25 protein-coding genes are annotated in these 26,850 nt (G+C 72.3%); 13 read left to right on the top strand and 12 right to left on the bottom strand.

Annotation, left to right across the window (positions count from 1 at the left end; translation table 11 throughout):
• Nucleotides 1–41 precede the first annotated feature (41 nt).
• Nucleotides 42–1,400, top strand: a complete 1,359-nt coding sequence (locus tag DSM104329_RS18560; RefSeq protein ID WP_259311337.1) for a hypothetical protein — start codon at nucleotides 42–44, stop codon at nucleotides 1,398–1,400.
• A 67-nt stretch (nucleotides 1,401–1,467) separates the two neighbouring features.
• Here DSM104329_RS18560 and DSM104329_RS18555 read toward each other — a convergent pair whose 3' ends face one another.
• Nucleotides 1,468–2,115: a Crp/Fnr family transcriptional regulator gene (locus DSM104329_RS18555; RefSeq protein ID WP_259311336.1), complete on the bottom strand. Its 648-nt coding sequence runs from the start codon at nucleotides 2,113–2,115 to the stop codon at nucleotides 1,468–1,470.
• A 159-nt stretch (nucleotides 2,116–2,274) separates the two neighbouring features.
• The gene (locus DSM104329_RS18550) at nucleotides 2,275–3,417 is read right to left on the bottom strand and encodes an aromatic ring-hydroxylating oxygenase subunit alpha (protein WP_259311335.1); all 1,143 of its coding nucleotides are present in this window, start codon (nucleotides 3,415–3,417) and stop codon (nucleotides 2,275–2,277) included.
• A gap of 107 nt (nucleotides 3,418–3,524) precedes the next feature.
• On the opposite strand from DSM104329_RS18550, the gene DSM104329_RS18545 reads away from it, so the two are divergent.
• Both DSM104329_RS18545 and DSM104329_RS18540 read left to right on the top strand, forming a co-directional pair.
• The gene (locus DSM104329_RS18545; protein ID WP_259311334.1) at nucleotides 3,525–4,085 is read left to right on the top strand and encodes a TetR/AcrR family transcriptional regulator; all 561 of its coding nucleotides are present in this window, start codon (nucleotides 3,525–3,527) and stop codon (nucleotides 4,083–4,085) included.
• Nucleotides 4,082–4,861, top strand: coding sequence for an MOSC domain-containing protein (locus tag DSM104329_RS18540; protein WP_259311333.1), 780 nt, complete (start codon nucleotides 4,082–4,084; stop codon nucleotides 4,859–4,861). Before DSM104329_RS18545 ends, DSM104329_RS18540 begins: the two co-directional genes overlap by 4 nt.
• A 56-nt stretch (nucleotides 4,862–4,917) precedes the next feature.
• Here the strand turns inward: DSM104329_RS18540 and DSM104329_RS18535 are convergent, their stop codons facing one another.
• The 7 genes from DSM104329_RS18535 to DSM104329_RS18505 are packed head-to-tail and all read right to left on the bottom strand — an operon-like array spanning nucleotide 4,918 to nucleotide 13,026.
• Nucleotides 4,918–6,081 (bottom strand): cobalamin-independent methionine synthase II family protein, encoded by a 1,164-nt coding sequence (locus tag DSM104329_RS18535; protein ID WP_259311332.1) that lies wholly within the window; start codon nucleotides 6,079–6,081, stop codon nucleotides 4,918–4,920.
• A gap of 22 nt (nucleotides 6,082–6,103) precedes the next feature.
• A complete protein-coding gene (locus tag DSM104329_RS18530) occupies nucleotides 6,104–8,482 on the bottom strand; it encodes a xanthine dehydrogenase family protein molybdopterin-binding subunit (RefSeq protein WP_259311331.1) in 2,379 nt (792 codons plus the stop codon).
• Nucleotides 8,472–8,966: a (2Fe-2S)-binding protein gene (locus tag DSM104329_RS18525; RefSeq protein ID WP_259311330.1), complete on the bottom strand. Its 495-nt coding sequence runs from the start codon at nucleotides 8,964–8,966 to the stop codon at nucleotides 8,472–8,474. Before DSM104329_RS18525 ends, DSM104329_RS18530 begins: the two co-directional genes overlap by 11 nt.
• Nucleotides 8,963–9,829, bottom strand: coding sequence for an FAD binding domain-containing protein (locus tag DSM104329_RS18520; RefSeq protein ID WP_259311329.1), 867 nt, complete (start codon nucleotides 9,827–9,829; stop codon nucleotides 8,963–8,965). The genes DSM104329_RS18525 and DSM104329_RS18520 overlap by 4 nt, the downstream gene beginning before the upstream one ends.
• A gap of 10 nt (nucleotides 9,830–9,839) precedes the next feature.
• Nucleotides 9,840–10,796 (bottom strand): 3,4-dihydroxy-2-butanone-4-phosphate synthase, encoded by a 957-nt coding sequence (locus DSM104329_RS18515; protein WP_259311328.1) that lies wholly within the window; start codon nucleotides 10,794–10,796, stop codon nucleotides 9,840–9,842.
• Complete coding sequence (locus DSM104329_RS18510; protein WP_259311327.1) at nucleotides 10,793–11,593, bottom strand: alpha/beta fold hydrolase; 801 nt, start codon at nucleotides 11,591–11,593, stop codon at nucleotides 10,793–10,795. The genes DSM104329_RS18515 and DSM104329_RS18510 overlap by 4 nt, the downstream gene beginning before the upstream one ends.
• 5 nt (nucleotides 11,594–11,598) lie before the next feature.
• A complete protein-coding gene (locus DSM104329_RS18505; protein WP_259311326.1) occupies nucleotides 11,599–13,026 on the bottom strand; it encodes an NAD(P)/FAD-dependent oxidoreductase in 1,428 nt (475 codons plus the stop codon).
• 159 nt (nucleotides 13,027–13,185) lie between these two features.
• On the opposite strand from DSM104329_RS18505, the gene DSM104329_RS18500 reads away from it, so the two are divergent.
• The 4 genes from DSM104329_RS18500 (at nucleotide 13,186) to DSM104329_RS18485 (ending at nucleotide 17,289) form a co-directional block, all read left to right on the top strand.
• Nucleotides 13,186–14,022 carry an alpha/beta fold hydrolase gene (locus DSM104329_RS18500; RefSeq protein ID WP_259311325.1) on the top strand — a complete coding sequence of 279 codons (837 nt, stop codon included), beginning with the start codon at nucleotides 13,186–13,188 and terminating at the stop codon, nucleotides 14,020–14,022.
• Nucleotides 14,019–15,353: an LLM class flavin-dependent oxidoreductase gene (locus tag DSM104329_RS18495; RefSeq protein WP_259311324.1), complete on the top strand. Its 1,335-nt coding sequence runs from the start codon at nucleotides 14,019–14,021 to the stop codon at nucleotides 15,351–15,353. The genes DSM104329_RS18500 and DSM104329_RS18495 overlap by 4 nt, the downstream gene beginning before the upstream one ends.
• Nucleotides 15,354–15,459: 106 nt before the next feature.
• A complete protein-coding gene (locus DSM104329_RS18490; RefSeq protein ID WP_259311323.1) occupies nucleotides 15,460–16,059 on the top strand; it encodes a VOC family protein in 600 nt (199 codons plus the stop codon).
• 51 nt (nucleotides 16,060–16,110) lie between these two features.
• Entirely contained in the window at nucleotides 16,111–17,289 is a 1,179-nt protein-coding gene (locus DSM104329_RS18485; RefSeq protein WP_259311322.1) for an MFS transporter, read from the top strand.
• Nucleotides 17,290–17,293: 4 nt separating this feature from the next.
• Here the strand turns inward: DSM104329_RS18485 and DSM104329_RS18480 are convergent, their stop codons facing one another.
• A complete protein-coding gene (locus tag DSM104329_RS18480; RefSeq protein ID WP_259311321.1) occupies nucleotides 17,294–18,007 on the bottom strand; it encodes an IclR family transcriptional regulator in 714 nt (237 codons plus the stop codon).
• Nucleotides 18,008–18,138: 131 nt separating this feature from the next.
• On the opposite strand from DSM104329_RS18480, the gene DSM104329_RS18475 reads away from it, so the two are divergent.
• Genes DSM104329_RS18475 through DSM104329_RS18455 form a run of 5 tightly spaced genes read left to right on the top strand, consistent with a single transcriptional unit; the run spans nucleotide 18,139 to nucleotide 23,191 of the window.
• Nucleotides 18,139–18,426 (top strand): hypothetical protein, encoded by a 288-nt coding sequence (locus tag DSM104329_RS18475; RefSeq protein ID WP_259311320.1) that lies wholly within the window; start codon nucleotides 18,139–18,141, stop codon nucleotides 18,424–18,426.
• 34 nt (nucleotides 18,427–18,460) lie between these two features.
• A complete protein-coding gene (locus DSM104329_RS18470) occupies nucleotides 18,461–19,207 on the top strand; it encodes an alpha/beta fold hydrolase (RefSeq protein WP_259311319.1) in 747 nt (248 codons plus the stop codon).
• Nucleotides 19,207–20,529: an LLM class flavin-dependent oxidoreductase gene (locus DSM104329_RS18465; RefSeq protein WP_259311318.1), complete on the top strand. Its 1,323-nt coding sequence runs from the start codon at nucleotides 19,207–19,209 to the stop codon at nucleotides 20,527–20,529. The genes DSM104329_RS18470 and DSM104329_RS18465 overlap by 1 nt, the downstream gene beginning before the upstream one ends.
• The gene (locus DSM104329_RS18460; RefSeq protein ID WP_259311317.1) at nucleotides 20,526–21,824 is read left to right on the top strand and encodes a cytochrome P450; all 1,299 of its coding nucleotides are present in this window, start codon (nucleotides 20,526–20,528) and stop codon (nucleotides 21,822–21,824) included. Before DSM104329_RS18465 ends, DSM104329_RS18460 begins: the two co-directional genes overlap by 4 nt.
• Complete coding sequence (locus DSM104329_RS18455) at nucleotides 21,821–23,191, top strand: flavin monoamine oxidase family protein (protein WP_259311316.1); 1,371 nt, start codon at nucleotides 21,821–21,823, stop codon at nucleotides 23,189–23,191. Before DSM104329_RS18460 ends, DSM104329_RS18455 begins: the two co-directional genes overlap by 4 nt.
• A 7-nt stretch (nucleotides 23,192–23,198) precedes the next feature.
• Here DSM104329_RS18455 and DSM104329_RS18450 read toward each other — a convergent pair whose 3' ends face one another.
• Nucleotides 23,199–23,426: a hypothetical protein gene (locus DSM104329_RS18450; RefSeq protein WP_259311315.1), complete on the bottom strand. Its 228-nt coding sequence runs from the start codon at nucleotides 23,424–23,426 to the stop codon at nucleotides 23,199–23,201.
• 290 nt (nucleotides 23,427–23,716) lie between these two features.
• Here DSM104329_RS18450 and dacB (DSM104329_RS18445) point away from each other — a divergent pair, with 290 nt between their 5' ends.
• Nucleotides 23,717–25,237 (top strand): D-alanyl-D-alanine carboxypeptidase/D-alanyl-D-alanine endopeptidase, encoded by a 1,521-nt coding sequence (gene dacB, locus DSM104329_RS18445; protein ID WP_259311314.1) that lies wholly within the window; start codon nucleotides 23,717–23,719, stop codon nucleotides 25,235–25,237.
• Nucleotides 25,238–25,256: 19 nt separating this feature from the next.
• Here the strand turns inward: dacB (DSM104329_RS18445) and dacB (DSM104329_RS18440) are convergent, their stop codons facing one another.
• Complete coding sequence (dacB, locus tag DSM104329_RS18440) at nucleotides 25,257–26,822, bottom strand: D-alanyl-D-alanine carboxypeptidase/D-alanyl-D-alanine endopeptidase (RefSeq protein ID WP_259311313.1); 1,566 nt, start codon at nucleotides 26,820–26,822, stop codon at nucleotides 25,257–25,259.
• Nucleotides 26,823–26,850: the final 28 nt, after the last annotated feature.

Below are 26,850 nucleotides of genomic sequence, written 5' to 3'. Positions count from 1 at the left end.
CGCGCCCCGCGTCCGTCCCGATCAACCGAACGGAGTTCGACATGACGTCCAGCAACGCATCGCCGGAACCGAAGGTGGGGCAGCCCTCCACGACCGTGGACTTCCTCCGCAAGCCGCTCTACGCGGAGTTCGATCTCATGTGGGGAGCTCCCCAGTACACGAGCTGGATCGACGAGAGCCTGTCGTGGAAGGAGACGTGCTACCTCGGCGACTGGTCATGGCTGCCGGACATGCGGTTCACGGGACCGGACGTCTTCCGGCTGTTCTCGGACATCTCGGTGAACACGATGGACCCCTTCGCGATCGGCCAGTCGAAGCACATCATCCACTGCAACCCTGACGGCAAGCTCATCGGGGAGGGGATCCTGAGCCGCATCGGCGAGCAGGAGGTCGCGCAGTTCGGCCAGTGCGTCCACTGGACGAACTACCAGCTCCGCAAGGGCGGCTACGACGTCTCCGCGGAGCCGCTCGAGTGGACGAACCTCCACCTCCAGGGCCCCCTGTCCATCTACGTGCTCGAGCGGGCGGCCGGCCAGAGCGTCCGTGACGCCGGCTACATGCGCTCGACCCCCGTGACGATCGCCGGCCACGAGGTGCTCGCGCTGCGGCAGGGGATGACCGGCGAGATCGGGTTCGAGCTGCAGGCGCCGAAGGAGTTCCTCGCCGAGATCTCGAACGCCATCCTCGAGGCCGGCCAGGAGTACGGCATCCGCCGGATGGGCGCCAAGGTCTCGATGCTCAACCACCTCGAGGCCGCGTACCCGACCGTCACGCTCGACTACCTGCCCGCGATCTTCGACGAGTGGTCCGCCGACTTTCGCGACTACCTCGACGTCCAGCTCAGCGACGCCTACGGGGCGCCCGCGTTCGATCTCTTCTACAAGGTGGCGGGCAGCTTCGACACGGACGACCCGCGCGACTACTACCGCAGCCCGGTGGAGTTCGACTGGGCCGGCCGCATCAAGTTCGACCACGAGTTCATCGGCCGGGAGGCGCTGGCCGAGGAGGTGGCGAATCCGCGCCGCGTGCTCCGGACCCTCGTCTGGCACGCCGATGACGTCCTGAAGCTGTGGGGGGAGCTGTTCCGCAAGGGCGATCCGCTTCCCGACTTCATGGACATGCCCCGCGAGCGGCGCGGATACATGTACGCCGACCAGGTGCTCGCGGACGGGGCTCCCGCGGGGGTCTCGACGTCACGCGGCTACAGCGCGTACTTCCGGGAGATGCTGTCGCTCGCCGTGATCGACGTCGACCACAGCGAGATCGGCAACGAGGTGGCGGTGGTCTGGGGCAACCCGGGAACGGCGCAGCGCGAGATCCGGGCCATGGTCGCCTTGGCGCCGTACAAGGAGAACCGCGGCCGCGTCGACCTCTCGCAACTGCCGGCCACACCCGCCTGACGACGTGCATCTGCTTCCCCTTCGCGTGGCGGCGCCGCGCGGAGGGGACCGCGCCGCGCCCACGCGTTCAGACGACGCCGAGCGTCACGCCGTGGAGGCTGTTCGGATCGTTGATGACCAGTACCCCGTTCTCGCGCGAGATGTAGCCGGCGCTCGTCAGCTCCCGCAGCGTCCGCGACACGACCTCGCGCACCGAGCCGACCGCATCGGCCAGATCCTGGTGGCTCGAGCGCACCACGAGCCGGTCGCCTTCCGCCGACGCCATGTCGAGCAGGTGATGGGCGACCCGGCTGCGCATGGGCAGGAACAAGTGCGACGACAGGTTGTCGCTGAGATGGCGCACGATGTCCGCCAGGTGCTCGGCGACAGCCCACGCCAGGTCCGGGTCGCGCCGCGCGACCGCCCGGAAGCGCGACGCGCTCAGCACGAGCACCTGGCTCTCGAGCAGCGCCTGCCCTTCGGCGCCGGCCCCACCGCCCAGCACCGCGGGGAGCCCGATCAGGCGGCCCGGGCCCGCGTAGCGCAGCGTCACCTGACGTCCGTCGAGCGAGCGCCGGAACGTCCGCAGCAGGCCGGTGACGACCAGCCCGAGCTTCTCGGTCTCGGCATGGTGGGTTCCGCGGTAGAACGTCGCGCCCGGACCGAGCGTCACCTCGCGGGCGTCGCTGAGCAGGTTCTCCGCCAGGGCGGGCGTGCAGCTGGCCAGCGGGCTCACCGCCCACGCTTCCTCAGCGGCGGCGGACAGGCGAACGGCTGCGGTGTCGTGGTCGAGCGGCCCCATCGAGCGAGATCCTTTCGCGCGCCGGCTCGGCGGGCCGTGCGCAACGCCGATCATACGCCCGGCGGGCGTCCTGGACGAACGCGGTGGCGCGGCTCACGCGGCGTCGTCCATCAGCGCCAGGTACTTCTCGAGCGCGGCCTTGATGAACGGCTCGCGGGTGGGGGAGTTCGGTCCGGGGACGAAGCGATGGGAGTTCACGCCGCGCTGGTTGAGCGCCGCCAGCTCGCCGTCCTCGATGTTGGTGACGTGGAAGACGCCGATCAGCTTCTCGACGTCGTAGTCCTCGCTCTCGACCGCGTCCTCGTGGACGAACCACTGGCACACGAGCCGGGTCGTGTCCTTGTCGATCGGGGTGAGGTCGAGATGGACGCCGTGGTCGGCGAAGTACACGGGCCCGGAGAAGAACGGGACGTTGATGTAGCCGCAGCTGTAGTCGGGGACGAAGCCGCAGCCGAGCGGCTTGCGGGAGACCCACTCGCCGTCCATCGAGAACGTCTTCATCCCCTCGCGCAGCGGGAAGTGCCGCTGCGGGCCCGACAGCTTGGCGACCTCCTCGTCGCGCGGCGTGAAGAACCCCGCGTAGTCGCAGGTCGCGGCCAGCGACGGGTGCGCCCCCGCGCAGTGGTAGCACTCGCAGTTGTTCTCGAGCAGCAGCTTCCAGTTGGCCTTGATGTCGTAGGTCTCCTGGTGGGCGATCTTCGTGCGCTCGGGCCGCACGCGCTCGAGCATCGCGAGATCGTTGACCATCGGCTCGAGCGTCTCGCGCAGCGAGGGGGCCTCGGCCGGGTCGCCCAGCCAGACCCAGATGCCGCCGTGGAAGGTGTCGCACAGCGCCTCGTGCAGCGGCCAGTCGCGGTAGTCGAAGTCGAGGCCGTCGGGCGAGCCGGGTGCGCCGAGCAGGCGGCCGTCGAGCCCGTAGCTCCAGCGGTGATACGGGCACACGAACTGCTTGGCGCGTCCGGCGGTCCCGGATGGGCACAGCTGCGCGCCGCGGTGGCGGCAGACGTTGAAGAACGCGCGGATCTCATCCTCGTCGTCGCGCGTGACGATCATGCTCTCGGGGCCGACGAGCCGGCTGAAGTAGCCGCCGGTGTCGCGGACCTGGCTGATGTGGCCTGCGTACAGCCACTGTCGCCGCAGCCCCCGCTCCAGCTCGGTCTCGAAGACCTCGGGCGAGACGTAGTAGTTGCGCGGGAGGCTCGTGAAGTAGCCCCGCTGCTCGATGACCGACGCCATGGGCGAATTCCTCCTCGGGGATGAGTTGGGAGGTTTGTCCTAACTCGGTTCGGACTATGGCATCCGGTATACGGGCTGTCAACGGCGCACGTACCCTGTGGCGTGTGATGAGCCAGCAGACGGCACCGCGTCGCATCGACCGCCAGCGCCGCGAGCGGATCCTCACCGGCGCGCTCGTCGTGATCGGCGAGCACGGCGTCGAGGGGCTGACGCATCGGCGCGCCGCCGAGGCGGCCGGTGTGCCGCTGTCGGCGCCCTCGTACTACTTCGCCTCGATCGAGGACCTGCTGGAGGGCGCGATGCGCGAGGCGGCCGCGCGCGACTTGGCGGTGCTGCGCGAGCGCTTCGCCGAGCTGCCCTGTGCCGAGGAGCTGCCGACCCTGCTCGCTTCGCACATCGCGGACGCGCTGCGCGACGATCCCGGCGGGTCCGTCGTGATCAGCGAGCTCTATGTCGCCGCGCTGCGCCGGGAGTCGCTGCGGGAGGTGGCGGTCGCGTGGGACGAGACATGGCTGGACCTGCTGACACCGGTCGTCGGCCGTCCGGCGGCGATCGCGACGACGATCGCGGCGGGTGGGCTGGCGCACCGGGCCCTGCTGGGCGGGGAGCCCGCGGACGTCGCGGAGCTCGAAGCCGTGCTCCGGGTGACGCTGGGGATCGCGTCGTGACGGACCTTGTCGTCACGCGCCTCGCCACCACGCCGATCAAGGGGCTGCGCATGAACGAGCGGGACGAGATCGCGCTCGGGCCGGCGGGCGTGGCCGGCGACCGCGCGTTCTTCCTGGTGGACGTCGAGGACCGCATCCGCTCGGTGACCCTGGTCGGGGCGCTCGTGCGGATGCGCGCCGACTACGACCCGGCGTCCAGCCGGCTCACCGTCGTGGCCGGCGACGGCTCGGAGCACGCCGGCGACGTGCGCCTGGGCGAAGCGGTCACGGGTCTGGACTTCGGCGGCGGGCCGCGACCCGGGCGCGAGGTCCTCGGGGCGTGGAGCGCGCTGTTCTCCGAGGCGGCCGGCGAGTCCCTGCGGCTCGTGAAGGTCGATGACGCGGCCGTCGGCACCGACGTCGCGCCGGTCACGCTGCTCGGCGAGGGCTCGCTCGCCGAGCTCGAGCGGCGGTCCGGGCTCGGCCCGATCGATCCGCGCCGGTTTCGGATGCTGATCCAGTTCGCGTCGGACGAACCGCGCGTCGAGGAGACGTGGGAGGGGCGCGAGATCGCGGTGGGCGAAGCGCGGCTGCGGGTCGGCGGGACCGTCCCACGCTGCGCAGCGACGACCCGCCACCCGGAACAGGGCGACCGCGACGCGCCGATCGTCCGTGCGATCCGCGACTACCGCGGCGTCCAGGAGACCGGCTTGGGCCGGGGCGTGCCGTTCGGGGTCTACGCCGAGGTGCTGCGCGGCGGCCGCGTGCGCGTGGGCGACCGCATCGACGCCGGCTGAGGGCTGCTCAGCCGACCCAGCCTGCCACGACGCGCCCGATGATGTACGGGCCGCGCTCAGCGCCAGAGCCGCTCGGTGGCGAGGCGGGCGCCGGTGCTGAGCGCCTCGAGCTTGGCCCACTGGATGGTGGGGTGCACGCGCTGGACGTAGGGGCCCTGCGCGAAGCCGCAGTCGGTGCCGGCAATGACGTTGTCGCGGCCGACGAGGTCGGCGAGGCGGACGAGCCGCTCGGCGACGAGCTCGGGGTGCTCGACGACGTTCGTGACGTGGCTGATGACTCCGGGGATGAGCTTGCGGCCCTCGGGCAGCTCGACGTCCTCCCAGACGCGCCACTCGTGCTCGTGGCGGGGGTTGGCCATCTCGATCGCGTAGCCGCCGACCGGCACGCGGAGGATGAGGTCGGCGATGTCGCGGATCGCGACGTCGCCCACGTGCGGGGCGTTCCAGGATCCCCAGCAGACGTGGTAGCGGGCGCGCTCGGCGGGGATGCCGTCCAGCGCGCGGACGAGCGCCTCGATGCGCAGCTCAGCCCATTCCCGGTACGCGCTCATGTCGGACGGCGAGCCCATCGTGTCCCACATCGTCGCGAGGTAGGCGTCGTCGATCTGGACCATCAGCCCGGACTCGACGATCGTGCGGTACTCGACGTTCAGCGCGTCGGCGACGGCGAGGACGAACTCCTCCTCGGACGCGTAGAACTCGTCCTCGCGGATCGGCACCACCGATGCCGGCGCGACGACCGGGAGGAAGCCGTCCACGACGTGGACCGTTTCGAGCGCGGCCTTGAGGTCGTCGATGTCGCGCTGCAGCGCCGCCTGCCCCGTGTACGTGATCGGACCCGTGCACACCCAGTTGGTGATCGTGCCGGTGAAGCCCTGGGTCTTCTCGTAGGCGGCGTAGAACTCGCCGAACAGGCGCTTGTCGGTGCCGGGCAGTACGTTGGCGCCGACCATCTCGGCGGCCATCGGGCGCTGCTCGAAGCCGTCGATGCGCTCGCGGATGTACCGCGCCCACGACAGCGTCTTGCCGAACTCGCCGTCGCTCACCACGTCGACGCCGACCTCGGCCTGGCGGCGGACCACGTCGGCGACCGCGTCGTGCAGGCATGCGTCGAACGCCGCCTCGTCCACCTCGCGCCCCTCGTCGCGGGCGCGCAGCAGCTCGACGAGCTCCGGCGGGCGGATGAGGCTGCCGACGTGGGTGGTCAGGATCCGGTCCATCTGCCTCTCCTCGGCTCGGCGTTCAGTCGCGGGCCCGGCGGATCGCGTCGAGCACCCCATCCGGGTCGAGCGGCATCCGGTCGATGCGGACGCCGAGCGGTGCCAATGCGTCGGCGACCGCGCAGGCGATGGCGGCGGGCCCGCAGACCATCCCGACCTCGCCCATGCCCTTGATGCCGCCTTCGGTCACCGGCGACGGCGACACCAGGTGGCCGATGTCGAGCGCCGGCATGTCGAGGGCGGTCGGCAGCAGGTAGTCCTGCAGCGTGGGGGACAGGAACGCGCCGTCGTCGCCGTAGGAGAGCTCCTCGAACAGCGCGGCGCCGATCGCCTGGCCGACCGACCCGGCGATCTGGCCGTCGACGACCATGGGGTTGAGCATCGTGCCGCAGTCCTCGACGAACGCGACGCGCTCCACGGCGACCACGCCCGTGCCGGGATCGACGGTGGCGACGACGCCGATGGCGCCGTTGCTGAAGACCTGCGGCGGGCTGTAGGGGCGTGTCGAGGTCAGCGCGACGTCGAGCTCGCCGGGGCGGCCGCCGCCGGTGCCGGCGTGTCCGGCCATCGCGGTGCCGAAGTAGGCGAACCCGGCGACGTCCGCGAACGCGATCGCCGCGTCCGGCGAGCCGGCGACCCAGACGCGGCCGTCGCGCATCTCGACGTCGTCAGGGCTGCACTCGAGCATGTGCCCGGCCAGCAGCGCCATCCGCCCGCGCACGTCGCCCGCGGCGCGCATGATCGCCCCGCCGTAGATGACCGCCGTCCGCGACGCCCACGTGCCCATGCCCCAGACGCTGGTCGCCGTGTCGCCCTCGCGGACGGTCACCTCGTCGGGGGCCACGCCGAGCGCGTCGGCGGCGACCTGGGCGAGCGTGGTCTCGTGGCTCTGGCCGTGCGACTGCGCCCCCGTCGTGACCATGACCGAGCCGTCGGGCTCGACGGTGACGCTCGCGCTGTCGTAGTAGTCGGAGGGGTAGCCGTGCGCGCGACCGAGCTCGCCGCTCCAGCCGGAGAACTCGACGTACGCGCCGACGCCGATGCCCAGGTACGGCTCCTCGCCGGCGGCGCGGCGCCGGCGCTGCTCGTCACGCAGGCCGGCGTAGTCCATGCGCTCCTGGACCGCGCGCAGCGCCTGCACGTAGCTGCCGCCGTCGTAGACGAAGCCCGTGTGCGTACGGTGCGGGCCGTCGCCGGTCGCCATGTTGCGCACGCGCAGCTCGATCGGGTCGACCTCGAGCTCGCGGGCGACCTCGTCCACGAGCAGCTCGCGGACGACCTGGCTGACCCCCTGGCCGATGCCGCGGTACGGGCCCGACCACGACTTGTTCGTCAGGACCGACCGTGTGCGGTAGGCGAGCGCCTCGGGGACGTAGATGCCGGGCATCGCCGCCGGCGCGCTGATCGCGTCGACGAGCGACGTGAACGGGAACAGCGAGTACGCACCGGCATCGGAGATCACGTCGGCGCGCATCGCGGTCAGCCGCCCGTTCGTGACGGCGACCGACAGGTCGACGACCATCTCCTTGGCGTGGACCCCGGCGGCGAGCGTCTCGGAGCGGTCGGCGATCCACTTCACGGGCCGGCCGAGCAGGCGCGAGACCGCCGGGACGATCGCCTCCTCGACCGACGTGCGCGCCCGCGCGCCGAACCCGCCGCCCATGTCGTGGGCGATCACACGCACCTGCGCGGACGGCATCCCCAGCGCGTCGGCGACGAGCGACTGCGTCGCGTGAGGGGTCTGCGTCGTGCACCACATCGTCAGCTCGTCCGTGGCCGGCACGTAGCTGGCGAGCACGCCGTCGTTCTCGAGCGGCGCGCCCCAGTGCCGCTGAGCGTGCAGGCGCTTGGCGAAGACGTGGTCGGCGCCCGCGAAGCAGCCCTCCACGTCTCCGCTCTCCAGCCGGATGTCGGCGACGAGGTTGCCGGGCGCGTCGGGGTCGACCTGCGGCGCGTCCGGCGTCATGGCCGCGAGCGGGTCGGCCACCGCCGGCGTCGGCGCCCAATCGACCGCGACGAGGTCGCAGCCGTCCTCCGCGAGATAGCGCGAGCTCGCGACCACCACCGCGACGGCCTCGCCGACGTGGCGGACGCGGTCGGTGGTGAGCACGTCGCGCACGAGCGTGCGGACCTCGGGGCGCTCGAGGGCGGAGACGAACGGCTGGACGACCTCGGCCAGATCGGCGCCGGTGACGACCGCGTGGACGCCGTCGAGCGCGAGGGCCGCCTCCGTGTCGATGCCGAGGATGCGGGCGTGCGGGTGGGGGCTGCGCACGAATGCGGCGTGGAGCATGCCGGGCAGCTCGACGTCGTCGACGAAGCGACCGCCGCCCGTCAGCAGCCGGGGGTCCTCGACGCGTAGCCGGCGCCGGCCGACGTGCGGCGCCGAGTCAGCGGCCACGGTCGCCCTCCTGTGCGAGCTGCTGGGCCGCAGCCCGGACCGCTGCCACGATGCCCGTGTATCCCGTGCAGCGGCAGATGTTGCCGCGCAGGTGATCGCGGATCTCCGCCTCGGTCGGGTCGGGCTCGGCGTCGAGCAGCGCCTTCGCCGCCATCAGGAAGCCCGGCGTGCAGAACCCGCACTGCAGCGCGTGGTGCTCGCGGAACGCCTCCTGGATCGGATGCAGCGCCTCCCGGGTTCCGAGCGACTCCACGGTCTCGACCGCCGCGCCGTCGGCCTGCACGGCGAACAACAGGCAGGACCGCACGAGCTCGCCGTCGACGAGCACGGTGCACGCCCCGCACACCCCCTGCTCGCAGCCGACGTGCGTTCCCGTCAGCCCGAGCTCGTGACGCAGGAAGTCGGCGAGCAGCATCCGCGGCTCGGTGGGTGCCGTGCGCGGCTCGCCGTTGACCGTGACCGTGATCGGCTGCTCGCCGCTCATGCCCGCCCCTCCATCACGGTGGCGAGGGCGCGGCGCACGAGCGTTCTGGCCAGATGACGACGGGTCGTGCTCGATGCGGTCGGATCGGATGGCGGCTCGAGGCCGGCCGCGGCCGTCTCGGCCGCCGCGTCGAGCAGCGCCTCATCGATCCGTGCGCCGGAGAGCATCCGCTCGGCGGCGCGTGCGCGCAGCGGCGTGTCCGCGACGCCCGACAGCGCGATGCGGACGGTCGTGCAGACGCCGTCGCGGTCGACCGCGCCAACCGCGGCGACGCCGGCGATGGCGCGCGAGCCGCCGCGACGGCGCGCGACCTCGGCGAAGCAGGACGTGGCGGTCGCCGCGAGCGTCGGCACGCGCAGCTCGGCCAGCAGCTCGTCCGCTGCCAGCGCGGTCGCGAAGGCGCCGGTGAAGAACTGGGCCGCCGGGATGCGGCGCTCGCCCCGCGCGCTGTGGGCGACGAGCTCGGCGTCGAGTGCGAGCAGCGCGGCGGGCAGCTCACCGGCTGGATCCGCGAAAGCCGCGCTGCCGCCGGCCGTGCCGCGGTTCTTCGTCGCGACGCTGCCGACCCACTCGAGCGCCTGCCCCAGCAGCGGCGCGCGGCGTGCGGCGTCCGCCGAGCGCTCGAGGCGCGACTGTGGCACCCCGGCGCCGATGCGCAGGACCGGGCCGTCACCGATCCGCTGCAGATCTCGCGCGCGCGTGATGTCGATCACGACGGCCGGCCGCACGAGCCGCCGGTTGAGCAGCGGCACCAGGCTCTGGCCGCCGGCGAGCACTCGCCCCTCGGGGCCGTGCTCGGCGAGAAGGGCGATCGCGTGGTCGCGCGATTCCGCGGCGACGTACTGGAACGGTGGCGGCTTCATGGTGGCGGGTTCAGGCCGCGTGCGCGTGGGCGACCGGGGTGGGCATGAGGTCGGCGCGGATCTGCTGGGCGATCCGCTCGGCCGCATCCGATGTGGTCCCCGCGGCGAGGTAGAGCAGGATCCCGCCGAGCCGGCCGGCAGCCAGCTGGTGCAGCGACCGCTCGAGCTCCTCGTGCGTGGAGGTGAAGACGTCCTCGATCGGCTGCCGGACGTGGAGGCGCAGCGGCGCGTCGACGATGGCCTCGGGACGCGGCCCGGCCACGAGCGCGGTGTGCTCGCGCCCGCTGATCGTCTCGCGATACGCCACGGCGAGCAGACGCCCCGCGACCGTCTCGATCGGCGCAGCTGCGGTGCGCTCGACCATCGGCTCCCGGCGCCGGCGCTCGGCGACGACGTCCTCGGTGGTGACGACCTGGAAGCCGCGGCGCCGGGCGAGATCGCAGACCGCGTCGAGGCCCGCGACCTGGCCGGACTCGTCGAGGATGTGGCACATCGCACCGCCGCCGTCGAGCCCGGCCAGCCGTGTGAGGTCGACCGCTGCCTCGGGCGCCGCGGCATGGCCGAGCACGCCCTGCTCGGCCACGAGGATCGGCATGACGTGGCCGGGCACCGCGATGTCGGCGGGGCCGGTCCGGGGGTCGGCGGCGATGCGCATGGTCCGCGCCCGGTCCGCCGCCGACACGCCGGTCGTGACGCCGTGACGGGCCTCGATCGACACCATGAACGCGAACCCCTCGGCTCGCGCGGCATGGTCGCCGAGCGGGTCGATGGCCAGGGCCCGGCAGCGGGACTCGGGCAGGGCGACCCAGGGCGTCCCGCCGGCGTCGAGCAGCATCGCGTTGATCAGCAGCGGCGTGATCGTGCGCGCCGCGGCGACGAGGTAGCCCTCGGGCGCCCCGCGCGCCACGTCCACGAGCGCGACGAGCCGGCCGCCGCGCAGGTCGCCCAGTGCCGGCCGGATGCTCATGCTCGTGCCTCCTGGGCGGCGTGCGCGAGCTCGCCGATCCGGGCCGCGATCGCCTGGGGCTCCTGGACGATGAGCAGGTGGCCGGTCGGGTGCGTCCGGCCGGGGATCCGGACGACGGGCATGTCGCCGAGCCAGCGCGCCCAGGCCGCGAAGATCTCGTTGGAGAACAGGCGGTCCTCGTCGGGGACCAACACCTGGGCGGGGCCGCGCACGCGGGCGAGACGCCGGTAGAGGGTCGGCGTGACGTCGAGCGACCACGCGGACGGGTCGGCGTGCTCGTCGCCGTCGTTCGGCGCGATCACGAGGCCCTCGTCGTCGCCGTTGCGGTACTCGGGATACGCGGCCTGGTTGTCGTTGAACAGGATGCCGTCGAAGTCGAAGTCGGCCGGGATGTCGTCGGGCTCGTCGAATCCCGGCGACGCGAGCGGCAGCGGCCCGGGGGTGATGAGGGTCAGCGACCGCACCCGCTCGGGGTAGGTCGCCGAGAACGCCGCGGCGACGACCGCCCCCAGCGAGTGGCCCACCACATGCGCCTCGTCGAGCTTCAGCGCGTCGAGGAGATCCGCGTAGTGGGGCACGAAGTCGTCGAGCGAGCGGTACCACGCCGGCCGCGCCGTGTCGCCGAAGCCCGGGTGCTCGGGGACGATGACGTCGAAGCGCTCCGCGAGGACCGCGTAGAGCTCCAGCCAGCGGCGGGTCAGGCCCATGCCGTGCAGGTAGAGCAGCGGCGGCCCGGATCCGGCCCGGCGGTAGGCCACGTCGACACCGTTGACGTCCAGCCTCTGGGGGGTGGTCATCTCGTTCATCCGACGTGTCCCGTGTATCCGGCGACGCGGTTGCCCAGTTCGACGACCTTCGACGGCTTGCCGGTGCGCAGCTCGGCGCGGTCGCCGATCTGGCGCATCACGGCGATGGCTCCGGAGCCGATCGCCCGCAGCGGCTCGGGCTCCCATCTTCGCGCCGGCGGCCCGACGAACGGCAGCCGGGTGAGCTCGGTGTCGCGGCCGAGGATGAGGTCGGCCAGGGCGCGGCCGGCGAGGTTCGAGGTCGCGACGCCCTCGCCGACGTAGCCGCCGGCCCAGGCCAGTCCGGTCCCGGCGTCGTAGCCGACGCCGGGCGCCCAGTTGCGCGGCGCGGCGAACACGCCCTGCCACGAGTGGTCGATGCGCACGTCGCGCAGGGCCGGGAACAGCCGGACGAGCTCCCGGCGGTACATCGACAGCACGCGCGGCGGCGCACCCTCGTCGGCGTTCGGCGCGGAGGCGTAGCGGTACGGCACGCGGTTGTCGTCGCCGCCGATGGTGATCCGGTGGTCGGCCGTGTGCTGAAGGTGCAGGAAGGGATGCTCGGCGAGCAGCGCCTCGCGGCCGGCCCAGCCGATCTGCGCCCAGATGTGGTCGGGCAGCACCTCGGTGACGAGCATCGACGTGTGGACCGGGACCATGATCCGCCTGTGGGTCTCGAGGCTCTCGGTGTACGCCTCGGTCGCGCGCACCACCGTGCGCGCACGGACCGTGTGGCCGGCGGCGGTGCGCGCGAGCCCGGGCTCGATGGCGGTCACCCGCGTGCCCTCGTAGATGGTGGCGCCGAGCCGCTCGACGGTGTCGGCCAGGCCGCGCACGAGCGCACCCGGGTGGATCGACGCGCAGTGGGCGTTGTAGCGGGCGCCGAGCGCGCCGTCGACCTTGATGCGCTCCTGCACCTCGGCGGCGGTGAGCAGGCGGCTGTCCTCCTCGGTCCAGCCCCACTCGCGGTCCTCGTCGATCGAGGCGCGGAAACGCTCGGTCTCCAGCGGCGTCCGGGCGACCATGACGACCCCGTTGCGCGCGTAGGAGCAGTCGATGCCCTCGCGCTCGACGGCGGCGCCGACCTCGACGACCGACTCGCGTACGGCGCGCTCCATCGCCTGCGTGCCCGCGCGGCCGCCGCGCTTGGTCCAGTACTCGCGCGAGCCGTTGAACTGGGCGATCACCGCGCCGCCGTTGCGCCCCGAGGCGCCGTAGCCGGCGATCTCGGCGTCGAGCAGCACGACGTCCAGCGACGGGTCGGCGCGGCGCAGCGCGTACGCGGTCCACAGCCCGGTGTAGCCGGCGCCGACGATGCAGACGTCGGCCGCGCGCGACTCGGTCAGCGCCGGCCGCGGAACGAGGGCCCGCTCCGGCGGATAGAGCTGCTTGAACCAGTGCGAGATGCGTCCGGGGTCGGCGAGGACAGCGCTGTTGGGGTTCACGAGACCGCCTGCTCGAAGGTGTATCGAATATCGACCAGTTGTGACCGAAAACGCGAGTCTACGGCTCTCGGCGTCTGCCTGCAACAGATGGCCGCATTGAACTGCATGGGCTCGCGTGCAACGATAATCGTGCTCTTGAGTTCGATTCCTGGAGAGACCATGGCGACAGCCACCGAGAGCCAGCCCCCGAGCTGGCCGTTCTACACGCCGCCGGAGGTCGTCGACGTGCGCGGCATCCCGACCGCGTACCGCCGGGCCGGCTCCGGACCCACCACGGTCTACCTCCACGGCATGGGCTTCACGCGCCGCTGGCTGCCGTTCCATGAGCGGCTGAGCGCCGGCGTCGACCTCGTCGCGCCGGAGCAGCCGGGATTCGGCGACACGCCCATGCCGCCGTGGCTACGCTCGATCGACGACGTCGTCCTGCACCTCGACGACCTGTTCGAGGCGCTCGGCCTCGACGACATCCATCTCGTCGGGTACACGCTGGGCGGTTGGATCGCGGCCGACTTCGCGGTGACCTACCCGCGGCGGGTCTCCAGCCTGACGCTGGTCGCGCCGTACGGCCTGCGCGTCCCCGGGCATCCCGTGGCCGACGTGTTCCGCATGACGCCGGACGAGTACGACGAGGTGCTGTTCAACGGGGAGATGGAGCGGTTGAGCGAGTACACGGCGTCCGGCGACCCGGTCGAGGAGCTGGTGCACGGCTACCTCGAGCTGACCACCGCCGCGCGGCTCGCGTTCAACCCGCGCTACGACCACCGCTTCGATCGGCGCCTCGCGCGCGTGGCCTGTCCGGCCCTCGTCGTCGCCGCCCAGGACGATCGCGTCGTGCCGCGCGAGCACTGCGAGCGCTGGGCCGAGCTGCTTCCGGCCGGGCGCCTGGCAGTCCTCGAGGGCGACGCCGCGCCCACCGGGCACCTGATGGTCGCCCAGCAGCCCGAGCGGCTCGCCGACGTCATCGCCGACTTCGTCACCCAGGAGGCTCAGTCATGAGCGAGCTCGAGTTCTACGCCTTCCACAACGGCGCCTACCCGTGGGTGCCGCACAAGAGCGTCATCGGCGAGCACTCGCGGACGAACTTCATCTCCCTGCCCACCGAGTTCTACGACGAGGCGCTCGCCCAGCGAGCCATGCGCGACTTCCTCGAGGTCCTGGCCGGGTGCGAGCGCCTGGGCTACGACGGCGTGCTGCACTCCGAGCAGCACAACGGCCCGATCGGCCTGTCCGCGCAGGGCATGGTCACGTCGGCCTACCTCGCCGCTCAGACCGAGCGGATCCACATCGCCGCCGTCGGCCCGATCATGAACGCCTACCTCTCGCCGATCCGCCTGGCCGAGGAGGTGGCGATGGTCGACATGATGTCCAACGGCCGGCTGATCCTCGGGCTGCCGATGGGCCTCGGCGCGCAGTACCACTCCTACGGGGTCACGAACCCGGCAGACGCGCGCGACCGGTTCAAGGAGGCGCACGACCTGCTGATCCGCGCGCTCACCGAGCAGGGGCCGTTCGCGTACGAGGGCGAGTGGTTCAACGTCCCGTACGTGAACCTGTGGCCGCGGCCGGTGCAGAAGCCGCACCCGCCGATCTGGATCCCCGCCGCCGGCTCGCGCGAGTCGCTTGCGATGTGCGCCAAGCACCGCTACGTCTATCAGGCGATCCTCGCGCCGCGGAAGACGCTGCTGCGCAACTGCGACCTGTTCCGCGAGCTGTGCGCGGAGGAGGGCTACACGCCCGACCCGCGCCAGATCGCCGCCGTGCTGTTCGTCCACACGGCGGAGACGGACGAGCAGGCGCGGCGCGAGGCCGAGCCGCACTACGCCTGGATCATGCAGAACTTCTTCCGCTCGACGTTCCAGGACGCCTTCGCGCCCGGGCACGTCAGCGAGAGCTCGCTGCGCGGCATGGCGGCCGGCGGCGGCTACCGCAGCCGCGACATCTCCGAGATGACGTGGGACGACCTCGTCGCCGAGGAGTGGCTGATCGCGGGCTCGCCGGACACCGTGGCCGAGCGCCTCGAGCAGGTGACGAGCGAGATGGGCGCCGGCCGGGTGATCATCGACATCGACCACGGCAGCATGCCCCGGTGGCTGATCGAGAAGAGCGCGTCGATCTTCGCCGAGGAGGTCATGCCGAAGTTCCGGCCCGCCGGCGGCAAGCCGGTCTGGGCGCGCGGCGAGGACCGCCGCCCGTACACGACGTCGAGCGAGATCGCGGCACGGACCGGCGGCGCGCGAGCGGTGCCCGCCAGCCAGCTCATGAACGGCGACATCGTCGACACGCGAACGGCGCATGTACCCGAGCTTCGCCACCCCGTCGAGCTGTGAGCGCGGGCCGCGGCGGGGCTTGACGCTCCGTCGCGGTCTGAAGTAGGGTCTGACGACAATCGGACGTGCGCGTTCGATATTCGACCGATATGAGGGAGATAGACGAGTGCAGGTCCGAGTCAGGAACATTGGTCACATCGGGATCACCGTGCGCGATCTCGATCGATCGGTCGACTTCTACACGGGCGTCCTCGGTATGCGGCTGACCGAGCGCTTCCAGTACCCCGCGGACGAGGTGGGTCACGGCGTCACGGTGGCGGCCGGTGCGTTCGTGCGCTGCAACGCGACCCACCACGCGATCTCGATCTTCCAGCTCAAGGACGGTCTGATCACCGACGACGCGCCGGACGGCTCGGCGCTGGGCATCGGCCTGCACCACATCGCCTTCGAGCTCGCGACTCCCGGGGAGCTGCTGGCCAAGCTGCGCGAGATGCGCGAGGCCGGCGTGCAGATCGTCAACTGCCGCAAGGGCGGCCCCGGCAACCAGCCCCGCTTCTACGCGCGCGACCCGGACGGCCACCTGCTCGAGTTCTACTGGGGCATCGACGAGATCGGCTGGGACGGCATCGCGCGCGAGTACGAGCCGATCCAGGAGATCGACCTCGACGAGTTCGACTTCGAGGCGTACCTCGAGCAGCGCGAGGAGCACGCCGTGCGCGCGCAGGCGATCGCCGACGACGCGGGGGCAGACCTCGAGCGCGCATAGTGGTTCGTCTCGAGAGTTGCGAGACGGGCCACTAGTCGTGCCGGTGGCCGGGTGAGTGCCCCGGACGCAAGCCTGCGTCGGCTCAGCCTGCTCGCCGCCGTCGCGCTGATCCTCGAGTCGGCGCTGTACTCGGCGGTCGCGCCGCTGCTGCCGCACTACCGCGACGAGTTCGATCTCTCGAAGTCCGCAGCGGGTGTCCTCACAGCGGCCTACGCGGTGGGCATGGTGTTCGGGTCCATCGCGGGCGGCATCGCCGCCGGCCGGGCCGGCCCCAGGCGGACGGTCGTCGGCGGGTTCGCGCTGCTGGGCGCCGCGAGCGTCGTCTTCGGGCTCGCGGGCGACGTCATGCTGCTCGACGCGGCGCGCGCCGCCCAGGGGTTCGGGGCCGGCCTCATCTGGTCGGGCGTCCTGGCGTGGCTCATCGCGGCGGCGCCCGACGACCGGCGCGGGCAGGTCATCGGCACGGCGATGGGGGCGGCGATCTTCGGCACGCTGTTCGGGCCGGTGCTCGGCACCGTCGCCGTCGCAATCGGACCGGAGACCGCCTTCGGCGCCATCGCCATCTGTTGCGCGGCGATCATCGTCTGGGTCGTGCGCACGCCGGGCCCGGCGCGGCGTCCGGACCTCAGCACCGACTGGGCGCGCGCGCGGCGCAGCCGGCTGCTCATCGGGCTCACCGCGCTGAGCCTGATGCCGGGCATCGTGCTCGGCGCCCTCAACGCGCTGGTGCCGTTGCGCCTCGACGATGGCGGGTTCGGCGAGCCGGCGATCGGCGCGACGTTCCTCGTGGGGGCGCTCGTCGCCGCAGCGACGGCGCCGCTGGTCGGCCGGCGCTCGGACCGCGACGGGCGCGTGCCGCTCATCGCCGCCGGGCTCGCCGCCACTGCGCCGGCGCTGGTCGTGCTCGGCCTGGTCCAGCCGCCCGGGCTCGTCGCGGCGCTCACGGTCGTCACGTTCGGGGTCGCGGTGACGGTGTTCAGCATCCCGCTTATGGCACTGCTCTCGGAGGTCGCCGAGGCCAGCGGGCTGACGCCCGGCCCGGCGGCCGCGCTGCTGAACCTGACGTTCGCCAGCGGAGAGGCGATCGGCGCGCCGGCCAGCGCGCTCGGCGCGGACCTCACGTCCGATGCCGTGCCGTTCGTCATCCTCGGTGCGGTGGCGCTCGTCGCGATGCTGGTCTGCGTGCGGCACGTCACCGAGCCGCGCGCCGCCGATGCGCCGGCTGCGTGAGCGCTCAGCTGCGGCCGTAGAGCAGCCGCGAGAGGCCGGCGGAAGCGGCCAGGAGCGCGTCGAGGTGGGTCGGCAGCGCGCTCGCCCGCGTGGTGGGGGCGAGCAGCGCGATGGAGGCGACGGCGTGGCCGGGCGCGTCGAGCACGGGCACCGCGAGGCCGTGGACGCCCTGCTGGAGCTCGTCGTGCGACAGGGCGTAGCCGAGCTGGCGCACCGTCTCGAGCTGACGCGCGAGCGCGTCGGGAGCGTCGATGCCCCGGGCGACCCGGTCGATCGCGCTCTGGCCGAGGAACGCGAGCAGCGCACGCCCGCTCGCGCCTTCGTGCAGCGGATGGCGCGAACCGATCTCGTGCTCGACGCGGACGATGTTGCGGTCGGGGACGACCTGCTCGAGGACCACGGCGTCCAGGCCGTCGGCGATGTGCATGACCGCCGTCTCGCCGACGGCGCCCGCGAGCTCGAGCATCGCGGTGCGGCCGGAGGCGCGCAGTTCCGGCTGGACGCGCTCGGCGATCCGCACGAGGATCGCGCCCGGGACGTAGCCGTCCTCCTGACGCGTGACGAAGCCGCGCTGGTGCAGCGTGGAGAGCAGGCGGTGCACGACCGTCCGGTTCATCCCGAGCGTGCGCGCGAGCTCGGCAGGCGTCATCGGACCGTTCTCTCCTACCTTCAGCAGGACGGTCAGGGCCTGGTCCGCGGTCTTCGAGATCTCTGCCACGCGGGGAACGATAGCTGCTCAGGAGCATCGACGACCGAATATCGACCGATCTGGTGTCAGGGACTCCCCTTTCCGCCTGATGTTCGATATACGTACGTCATTGCACGATTCTTGCCGACCGAGGAGCAACCATGGCCGTCATCTGCACCGTCCGCATCCCGCACGACCTCGAGAAGGTCCAGCAGGTCGAGGCCGACAACGCCGAGGTGATGCAGGCCATCATGGCGGCCGCCCAGAAGTACATGACCGGGCACCGCCGCACCGCTCGCGACGGCGAGGTCATGGACCTCGACGAGTTCGCCAGCCGCGAGGACTACGACGCGTTCATCGCCGAGGCCGCCCCCTCGATCCGCAGGTACGGCGAGCTGCTCGGCGCGCCGGCGCAGGACACGGTGTACACGGTGGTCGAGGGTGGCTGACGCGCCGCCGGTCCGCCGTGTCGAGGTACGCGGCGTGGACGTCGCGTACCGCCGCCAAGGCGCGGGCGAACCGATCCTCCACCTGCACGGCGTCGGGATGACCCGTCGCTGGCTGCCGTTCCACGAGGCGCTGTCGCAGTACGGCGATCTCGTCGCCCCCGAGCACCCCGGCTTCGGCGACACGCCGCTGCCCGACTGGCTCGAGGGCTTCGACGACCTCGTGCTGCACTACGCCGAGCTGGCCGACCTGCTCGACCTGGGGCCGCTGCATCTCGTCGGCCACTCGTTCGGCGGCTGGATCGCGGCCGAGATCGCCGCGTTCTATCCCGAGCGGCTGCGCAGCCTCACGCTCATCGCGCCCCTCGGCCTGCGCGTGCCGGGCCACACCCCCACCGACATCTTCCGCATGAGCCGTGAGCGCTATCTCGACCTCTGCCTCAACGGCCGGGCGGACGCCTACGCCGACCAGTTCGACGAGGGCGACGAGACGCTGTTTCAGTCCTACGCCGAGCTGACCGCGTTCGCCAAGGTCGCGTGGAACCCGCGCTACGACCACAAGCTCGACCGCCGGCTGGGCCGTGTGCGCTGCCCCGCGCAGGTGATCGCCGCGCAGGAGGACCGGATCCTCCCGCGCGCCCACGCCGACCGCTACGCGGAGATCCTCGGCGTCGCCGCCGTCGCCACCGTGGCGGGCAAGGACGGGCCAACCGGCCACGGCCTGATCGCGCAGGAGGCCGAGCGGACGGCCGAGCAGGTCGCGACCCTGATCGGAGGCCGCTGATGCACGAGCTCGAGTTCTATTCGATGGTCGACGCCACCTACCTGTGGTTCCCGCCGGCCGACGATCGCGAGTCGATCGGCATCGACCTGTCCAACAGCGCCTACGACCCCGATCTGGGGCAGCGCGTCTACGACCGCGTGCTCGCCAGCACGCGCAAGGCCGAGGAGCTGGGCTTCGACGGCGCGCTGATCTTCGAGCAGCACAACCATCCGCTGGCGCTGTTCGGCAACGCGCTGACCGGCGCGGCGTGGCTCGCGGGGGAGACCGAGGGAATCCGGATCGCCGCGGTCGGGCCGATCGCCAACGCCTACCTGTCGCCGGTGCGGCTGGCCGAGGAGATCGCGCTCGTCGACATGGTCTCGGGCGGGCGGCTGACCGTCGGCCTGCCGGTGGGGATCGGCGTCCAGTACCACGCGCAGGGCGTCACGAACCCGGCTCACGCGCGATCGCGCTACCGCGAGGCGGTGGCGCTGCTGCACAGGATCTGGACGGAGGACGGGCCGTTCGCCTGGGAGGGCGACCACTTCCACATCCCGTACGTCAACGTGTGGCCCAAGCCGCGCCAGCAGCCCCACCCGCCGGTCTTCATCCCCGCCGCGGGCTCGCGCGAGAGCCTGGAGCTGGCGGCGAAGTACGGCTTCACGTATCAGGCGATCCTCGTCCCGCGGCCGGTGCTGCTGCGCAACTGCGAGACGTTCCGCGAGCTGTGCCGCCAGAGCGGCTACGAGGCCGATCCGAAGCAGATAACGGCGGTGCTCGAGGTGCATGTGTCGGAATCCGACCGGGAGGCGCAGCGCGAGATCGAGCACCACGAGCTGTGGGGCGTCCAGAACGTGTTCCGGTTCCCGTTTCACGAGTCGTTCCCGCCCGGTCATGTGAGCATGGCGTCGCTGCGCGGCATGATGGCCGGCGGCTATCGCAGCTCGGACCCCTCCAAGCTGACCTGGAAGGAGATGATCGACAGCGGCTCGGTCATCGCCGGTTCGCCGGAGACGGTGCGCGAGCGCCTCGCCGAGGTCACCGGCGAGATGGGTGCCGGCCGGGTCATCGTGACGGAGCCGTGGAGCGCGCCCACGTGGCTGCAGCACAAGTCGATCACGCTGCTCGCCGAGGAGGTCATGCCGCACTTCCGGCCCAAGGGGGACGGCCGGGCGGTGTGGCAGCGCGAGCCGCGTGCCGGCTACCGCACCGCGACGGAGTTCGTCGCCCGCGCGCCGCGCTACGCGGGGATGCCGGTCGTCAACACCCCGGACGGGCGCCGGCTCGAACTGTACGGCGAGGACGGCCTGACCACGAACCCGATGGAGGAAGCGCAGCCATGACGGACCACGCAGCCGCGGGCACGCCGGCGCTCGAGGGCTTCGACGCCTGGCCGCCCGACGAGGACACCCTCCGCTGCCCGTTCCGGTACTTCGAGGAGATCCGTGACCAGGCGCCGGTGTACCGCTATCGCGAGCCCAGTCCCGAGGGCGTCGTCACCTACCTCGTGACCGGCTTCGAGGAGTGCGCGTCGGTGCTCACCCGCGCGGACGTCTTCGTGAACGACCTCTCCGGCGTCCTGCCCGCCTTCGAGGCCAACGCCGTGCCCTCGCCGCGCCCCGGCGTGCCGACGTTCTACGAGGACCGCAACGTCTTCTTCGCCGACGGCGCCGACCACAAGGTCAAGCGCAGCTGGGTGCTCCAGCTCGTGGAGCGCGACCGCCTCGAGAGCTTCCGGCCGATGGTGGAGGAGGTCGTCGACGGGCTGATCGACGCCTTCGCCGCGGACGGCCGGTGTGACTTCCGCCACCAGTTCACCGACCCCATGGCGCTGCACGTCGTCCGGCGCATCATGGGCCTGCCGGAGCAGGCCGACCCGCTCATCAAGCGCCTGTCCGCCGTGCTGTCGGTGGCCGACAACAACCCGGCGGCGCCGCAGGAGCTGCTCGACGAGCTCCGCGAGAGCTGGATGGGGATGCTCGAGCTGTGCGTCGAGCTCGTCGAGCGCAGGCACGCCGAGCCGGTCGAGAACGACTACGTCACAGACGTGGTGCGCCTCCAGGTCGAGCGCGACGGCGCGCTGGACCCCAACGCGCTCGCCAAGCACCTGACCGTGACGATCTTCGGTGCCGACCACGCGATGGGCGGCCACCTCGCGGACATGCTGGCGCGGATCGGCCGCGATCCGCAGCTGCAGGAGCGCCTGCGCGCCGACCGCTCGCTGATCCGCCAGTTCATGCTCGAGGCGCTGCGGACCGAGTCGCCGGTGCCATGGCTGTTTCGCCAGTGCGTGGCCGACGCGACCGTGGGCGACGTCGAGATCCCCGCGGGCTCGCTCGTCCTGGTGGCGACGATCGCGGGCAACCACGACCCGGCGGAGTTCCCGGATCCCGCGTCGTTCGACGTCTCGCGGCGCAACCTCGAGCGCAACCAGCTGACCCTGGGCCGCGGCGCGCACCGCTGCGCGGGCGCCCAGATGGCCCGCCTGCAGGCGGACGTCACCGTCAACAAGGTGCTCGATCGCCTGCGCGACATCCGCCTCGACGAGCAGCGCAGCGACCTGCGGCCCGAGCCGAGCTTCGGCTTCCGCGTCCCGACCGCCGTCCACCTGACGTTCACCCCGGAGGACTCCGCATGACCCTGCCCGCCCTTCCCGAGCGCGCCGACGTCGTCGTCGTCGGCGCCGGCATCTCCGGCCTCGTCGCGGCCCGCCGGCTCGCCGCGGCCGGCGTCGACGTGGCGGTCGTCGAGGCGCGCGACCGCGTCGGCGGGCGCCTGAAGCGGGTCGTGACGCCGTCGGGCCGGGTGCTCGAGGCCGGCGGCGAGCTGGTCGGCGAGCACATGGCGTCGATCAGGGCGCTCGCGGACGAGCTCGGCGTGCCGATCATCCCCATGGGAGTCGGCGAGGGACAGCTGGTGCGCTACCACGAGGGCGAGCGGCTGCTCGAGGCGTTTCCGTACGAGAAGACGCCGGACAGCGGCGCGGCGCTGCACGCCGCCACGAAGGCATTGGATGCGATGGCCGCGCAGGTGCCGATCGAGGATCCCTGGAACGCGCCCCGGGCAGCGGAGTGGGACGCCCAGACGCTGCTGCAGTGGGTCGACGCGAACGTGGCGGATCCGGGCGCGCGGGCCGGACTGGCGGCGGAGTTCTACTTCATGGGCGGCGCGTTCGAGGAGCTGTCGCTGCTGTTCTGCCTGTGGACGCTTCACGCGATGGGCCTGTGGGAGCAGTGGGAGATGGGGACTTCGCACCGCCTTCAGGGCGGGACGTCCGACCTCGTCACGCGCGTGGCCGAGCCGCTGCGCGACCGCATCTTCGAGCAGGCGCCGGTGCGCCGCGTCGAGCACGCCGCCGGCGGCGTGACCGTGCACACCGACCGCGGCGCGATCCGCGCCGAAGCGCTCGTCGTGGCGATCGCGCCGGCGCTGTGCCCGCGCATCGAGTGGGAGCCGCGGCTGCCGCCGGCCCGCGACCGCCTGCAGGACCGCTATCTGATGGGCCACGGCATCAAGTTCCAGGCGATCTACGACGAGCCGTGGTGGCGCGAGAAGGGCTATATGGGGCTCGGGCTCGGCCAGGACCCGGTCTGGGTCCTGGTCGACGCCACCGGTCCCGACGACGAGGGCGCCGGACGGCTGGTGGGCTTTGCGCCGATCACCGGCCGCGACGTCGCGCGCTGGTCGGACGTGATGGGCGACGAGGAGGCGGCCAAGCAGCTCTTCGTCGAGCAGGTCGGCAACTACTTCGGCGACGGTCCGGCACCGGTCGAGGTGCACCTCTTCAGCTGGGTCGGCGACCCATGGTCGCTGGGCTGCGGGACCGGACTGGGGTGCGGCACGCTGTCGACCGTCGGCCCGTCGCTGCGCGCCCCGATCGGCCCGATCGTCTGGGCCGGCGCCGAGACGGGCCTGCCGCAGAACGACTGGATCGAGGGCGCGATCTCGGCGGGCGAACGGGCGTCGCGCGAAGCGCTCGAGCGGGTCGGCGCGGCGGCGGGCTGACCGCCGCTCAGCCGGGGTGCGCGCGTAGCGTCTGCACGTGGTCGGGGTTGACGCCGACCGGCTGCCCCGTCGCGGCGTCGTCGAGCCACGCGAGCTCCATCATCGCCCCGCGGGCCGCGCCGACGATCGCCGCCTCGACGTCGCGGCACGATCCGGCCACGGACAGCTGCAGGCCCGAGGCGAGCGTGATCTCCGTGGTCGGTGGCGCGTCGGTGCGGCGTTCCGTGTCTGGCATCGTCTCCGGCTCCCATCGGGGTCGTGCCGACCGGCCGGCGTGCGGGTCAGCGGTGCGGCGACAAAGGTACCGGGGGAGGCGGCGATCCGACCCCCGCACGGCGATCCTGGATCAACCGGCCGCTCGTGCCGTCTGCGTCGGTGAATGACTCGAAGTCACGCGGGTTCATGATCGAGCGCTCCGATCGCCGGAGCGAAGAGATCCGGCACGGCCGCGGTGAAGCGGATACCCTCGCGTCCATGGGCGGGCGGGGCTTTCTGCGCTGGGCCGCAACCCTGACCGTCGCGGTCATGGCTGTGGGGTTGCCGGCGGCCCAGCCGGCCGCCGCCGAGGTCCCTGCCTCCGTCACCGGCGCCTTCGATGCCGTGACCGGCGAGGCGCGCTACGCGAACAGCACATGGGGCTGGGACGTTGTCGACATGGCGACCGGCGAGTCGCTGTACCGGCGCAACGCCAACGAGCAGTTCGTCCCCGGCTCGATCATCAAGGACTACGCGGCGGCCGCGGTGCTTCGCGCGCTCGGCCCCGGCTACCGGTTCCGCACGCCGGTCCACGCCCTGGGCCGCGTTCGCCGAGGGGTCCTGCGCGGCGATCTCGCGCTGGTCGGCACCGGAGACTTCAGCTTCGGCCTGCGCAACCGGCCCGACGACACCCTCGCCTTCACCGACTTCGACCACAACGAGGCGGGCACGCTCCCCTTCGCGCAGCAGCTCGAAGGAGTGGATCCGCTCGCCGGCGTCCGGCAGCTGGCTCGCGCCGTGCGGCGGTCGGGCATCCGGCGGGTGAGCGGCGACGTTGTTGTCGACAACCGGCTCTTCACGCCGTTCGACGGCTGGCCGGACGGACCGATCGACTCGATCTGGATCAACGAGAACCTGATCGACATCACGGTCGCGCCGACGTCACCGGGCCGGCGCGCCACGGTGCGCTGGCGTCCCCACACCTCCGCCTACCGCGTCGTCAGCCGGGCGAAGACGACGCCCCCGGGCGGCGAGACTGCGCTCTCCGTCGAGGATGCCGGCCACGGCGTGATCGAGGTGCACGGCGAGATCCCCGCTGGAGCGGACCCTCAGCTGCAGAAGTTCGTGCTGCCGGACCCGGCGCGGTTCGCTCGCACCGCCTTCGTCGAGGCGCTCGAGCGCGCCGGCGTCCGCGTCGACGCGCCGGCGCCGGCGCCGAACCGGCAGCGGCTCCTGCCCAGGCGCGGCCGGTACCCGAGCGGCAGCCGCGTGGCGCAGTTCGTCTCGCCGCCGCTGTCTGAGTACGTGAAGATCGTGCTGAAGGTCAGCTACAACCGCGGCGCCCAGCTGTTCGGGTGCCTCGTGGCCGTCGCCCGCGGCAGCCGCGACTGCAACGACGCCGCCGCCGGCATGATGCGGACAGTGACCCCGCTGGGGGTGTCGCCGGCGTCGACGTTCCTGTTCGACCCGGCCGGCAGCATCGACGTCGCGCGCGCGACGCCCGGCGACATGACCGCGTTCCACCGGGCCGTGGCGGGTCAGCCCTACGGCCCGGCCCTCGAGGCCGGGCTGCCGATCCTCGGCCGTGACGGGTCGCTGGCGACGACGCTCGAGGACTCACCGGCGGCCGGGCACGTCTTCGCCAAGACCGGCACGAGGGCCACGAACACGCCGGACGGCCGGACCCTCCTCCTGGCTCAGACGCTCGTCGGGTACATCACGACGCAGAGCGGCCGCCGGCTGTCCTTCGCGCTGATGGTCAACAACGTCCCGCTGCGGGAGTTCACCGACATCCTCGACATCTTCCGCGGCCAGGGCCTCATGACCGAGGCGCTCCAGCAGAGCCTCTGACCAAGCCGCGCCGGGCCGGTCAGTAGCCCTGCTGGATGAGCGTGGCCACCTTGCCCACGTCGTCGTTGGCGGCGAAGGCCCCCTCGATGGTCGTGAACACGGAGTTGGCGGCGACGATGGCGAACGCGAGCCGCCGGCCGCTGCGCGCGTCGATGTAGCCGCCGAGCGCCTTCGCCGGGAACAGGATCCGGTCGTTGAACAGATCGCCGGAGGCGAGGGTTCCCGTCTTGGCGAAGATCTTGCCGCTCGCCGGACCGCCCGGCTGGACGAGGGCTAGCGATCCGTCGACGCCCATGATCGGCAGCGTCGCCTGCCAGGCGGCAGCGTCCGGGCGCCGGGCCATGATCGTCTGCAGCTGCACCTGGTTGTCGGCCGTGATCAGGTTGCCGGTCAGCCCGGAGCCGTCGATCAGGACCGCCCCGTCGGTGTCGAGTCCCGCCGCGCTCCAGATCTGCTGGGCCTTGGCCAGGCCGTCGTCGCACTTGGTGCTGCCCGCGGCGACCGCCAGGAGGCAGATCATCGTCTGGGCGCCTCGGTTGTAGCTGACCTTCAGGACGTACGTGGCCTCCTGGTCGAGCGACAGCGACTGCAGACGCGCGACGGCCGGCAGGGCCGTGACGGCGCGCTTGGAGGGCAGCAGGCGCACCGGGTTGGCGGCGACGGCGTTGGCCTTCACCTTGACGCCGGCGCCGCGCAGCGCCTCGATGAACGCGGTGCGCGCGTACCGGGCCGGGTCCTCGAAGGCGTACGTGTTGACGGCCGGGTCGCTGTCGGCGGCGATCGTGCCGGTGAGCACCACCCTGCCGTGCGCCGGCGACGTCACCTTGATCTTGGTCGTTCCGCCGGCCGCCACCGTCCGCACCTGGCTCGTGACCTTCCACGGGGCGACCACGGGCCGCATGACCACCTTGGCCGTCCGGCCCACGCCGCGCGGGGTCGTCGTGAAGTCGATGAGGTTGTTGTTGATGATGATCGGCGTGACCGGGCCGTTCTCGAGGTGGAACGTCTCGAAGAGCCGGTCGTCGACGATGACGTCGCCGGACACGCGGCGCACGCCGGACGCCCGGACCTGCTGGGCGAGCTGGTCGAGCCCGGCGAGCGGGTTCTCCGGCGTCAGCGTCGCTCCGGGCAGGTCGTTGGCGTCGTTGTGGTCGAGGTTGGTGAAGTCGACGTCGCCGTTGGGCTTGGTGCGGCCGCCCATCGTCATGTCGCCCTGGCCGACGAGGATCAGGTTTCCGCGCAGCCTGCCGCCCGTGAGCCGCCCGCTGCGCTTGACCGGCGTGACGACGCGGTGGTCCGGGCCGAACTGCTGCCAGCCGGCGCCCATGCTGTAGGTCTTGACCACCGAGCCGGGCTCCACCAGCGTGTCGGCGTTGAGCGAGATCAACGGCGCGCCGGTGTCGAGGTCGCGGACCGAGATGAACCACTCGCCGTTGGCGTACGCCGGCTGGTTCATCACCTCGAGCGCCGCGGGGTCGAGCCCGGGCACCGGCCCGGTCGCGGCGGACGCGGACGATGCCAGCGCGCCGCAGGCGGCGACGCAGGCGAGCCCCGCGATCCGGCCGTTGTGCCAACTGGGTCTCATCGAAGTCCGTCCTCTCTCCGTGATCCGG

Origin of the sequence: Capillimicrobium parvum (genome assembly GCF_021172045.1) — a bacterium.
Lineage (GTDB): Bacteria > Actinomycetota > Thermoleophilia > Solirubrobacterales > Solirubrobacteraceae > Capillimicrobium > Capillimicrobium parvum.
This window is presented reverse-complemented; position numbering and strand designations above follow the sequence as displayed.

Coding starts and splice junctions, on each gene's coding strand:
- DSM104329_RS18560 (WP_259311337.1), top strand. CDS start 42: ATGACGTCCAGCAACGCATCGCCGGAACCGAAGGTGGGGCAGCCCTCC.
- DSM104329_RS18550 (WP_259311335.1), bottom strand. CDS start 3,417: ATGGCGTCGGTCATCGAGCAGCGGGGCTACTTCACGAGCCTCCCGCGC.
- DSM104329_RS18545 (WP_259311334.1), top strand. CDS start 3,525: ATGAGCCAGCAGACGGCACCGCGTCGCATCGACCGCCAGCGCCGCGAG.
- DSM104329_RS18535 (WP_259311332.1), bottom strand. CDS start 6,081: ATGGACCGGATCCTGACCACCCACGTCGGCAGCCTCATCCGCCCGCCG.
- DSM104329_RS18525 (WP_259311330.1), bottom strand. CDS start 8,966: ATGAGCGGCGAGCAGCCGATCACGGTCACGGTCAACGGCGAGCCGCGC.
- DSM104329_RS18520 (WP_259311329.1), bottom strand. CDS start 9,829: ATGAAGCCGCCACCGTTCCAGTACGTCGCCGCGGAATCGCGCGACCAC.
- DSM104329_RS18515 (WP_259311328.1), bottom strand. CDS start 10,796: ATGAGCATCCGGCCGGCACTGGGCGACCTGCGCGGCGGCCGGCTCGTC.
- DSM104329_RS18510 (WP_259311327.1), bottom strand. CDS start 11,593: ATGACCACCCCCCAGAGGCTGGACGTCAACGGTGTCGACGTGGCCTAC.
- DSM104329_RS18500 (WP_259311325.1), top strand. CDS start 13,186: ATGGCGACAGCCACCGAGAGCCAGCCCCCGAGCTGGCCGTTCTACACG.
- DSM104329_RS18495 (WP_259311324.1), top strand. CDS start 14,019: ATGAGCGAGCTCGAGTTCTACGCCTTCCACAACGGCGCCTACCCGTGG.
- DSM104329_RS18475 (WP_259311320.1), top strand. CDS start 18,139: ATGGCCGTCATCTGCACCGTCCGCATCCCGCACGACCTCGAGAAGGTC.
- DSM104329_RS18465 (WP_259311318.1), top strand. CDS start 19,207: ATGCACGAGCTCGAGTTCTATTCGATGGTCGACGCCACCTACCTGTGG.
- DSM104329_RS18460 (WP_259311317.1), top strand. CDS start 20,526: ATGACGGACCACGCAGCCGCGGGCACGCCGGCGCTCGAGGGCTTCGAC.
- DSM104329_RS18455 (WP_259311316.1), top strand. CDS start 21,821: ATGACCCTGCCCGCCCTTCCCGAGCGCGCCGACGTCGTCGTCGTCGGC.
- DSM104329_RS18450 (WP_259311315.1), bottom strand. CDS start 23,426: ATGCCAGACACGGAACGCCGCACCGACGCGCCACCGACCACGGAGATC.
- dacB (WP_259311314.1), top strand. CDS start 23,717: ATGGCTGTGGGGTTGCCGGCGGCCCAGCCGGCCGCCGCCGAGGTCCCT.
- dacB (WP_259311313.1), bottom strand. CDS start 26,822: ATGAGACCCAGTTGGCACAACGGCCGGATCGCGGGGCTCGCCTGCGTC.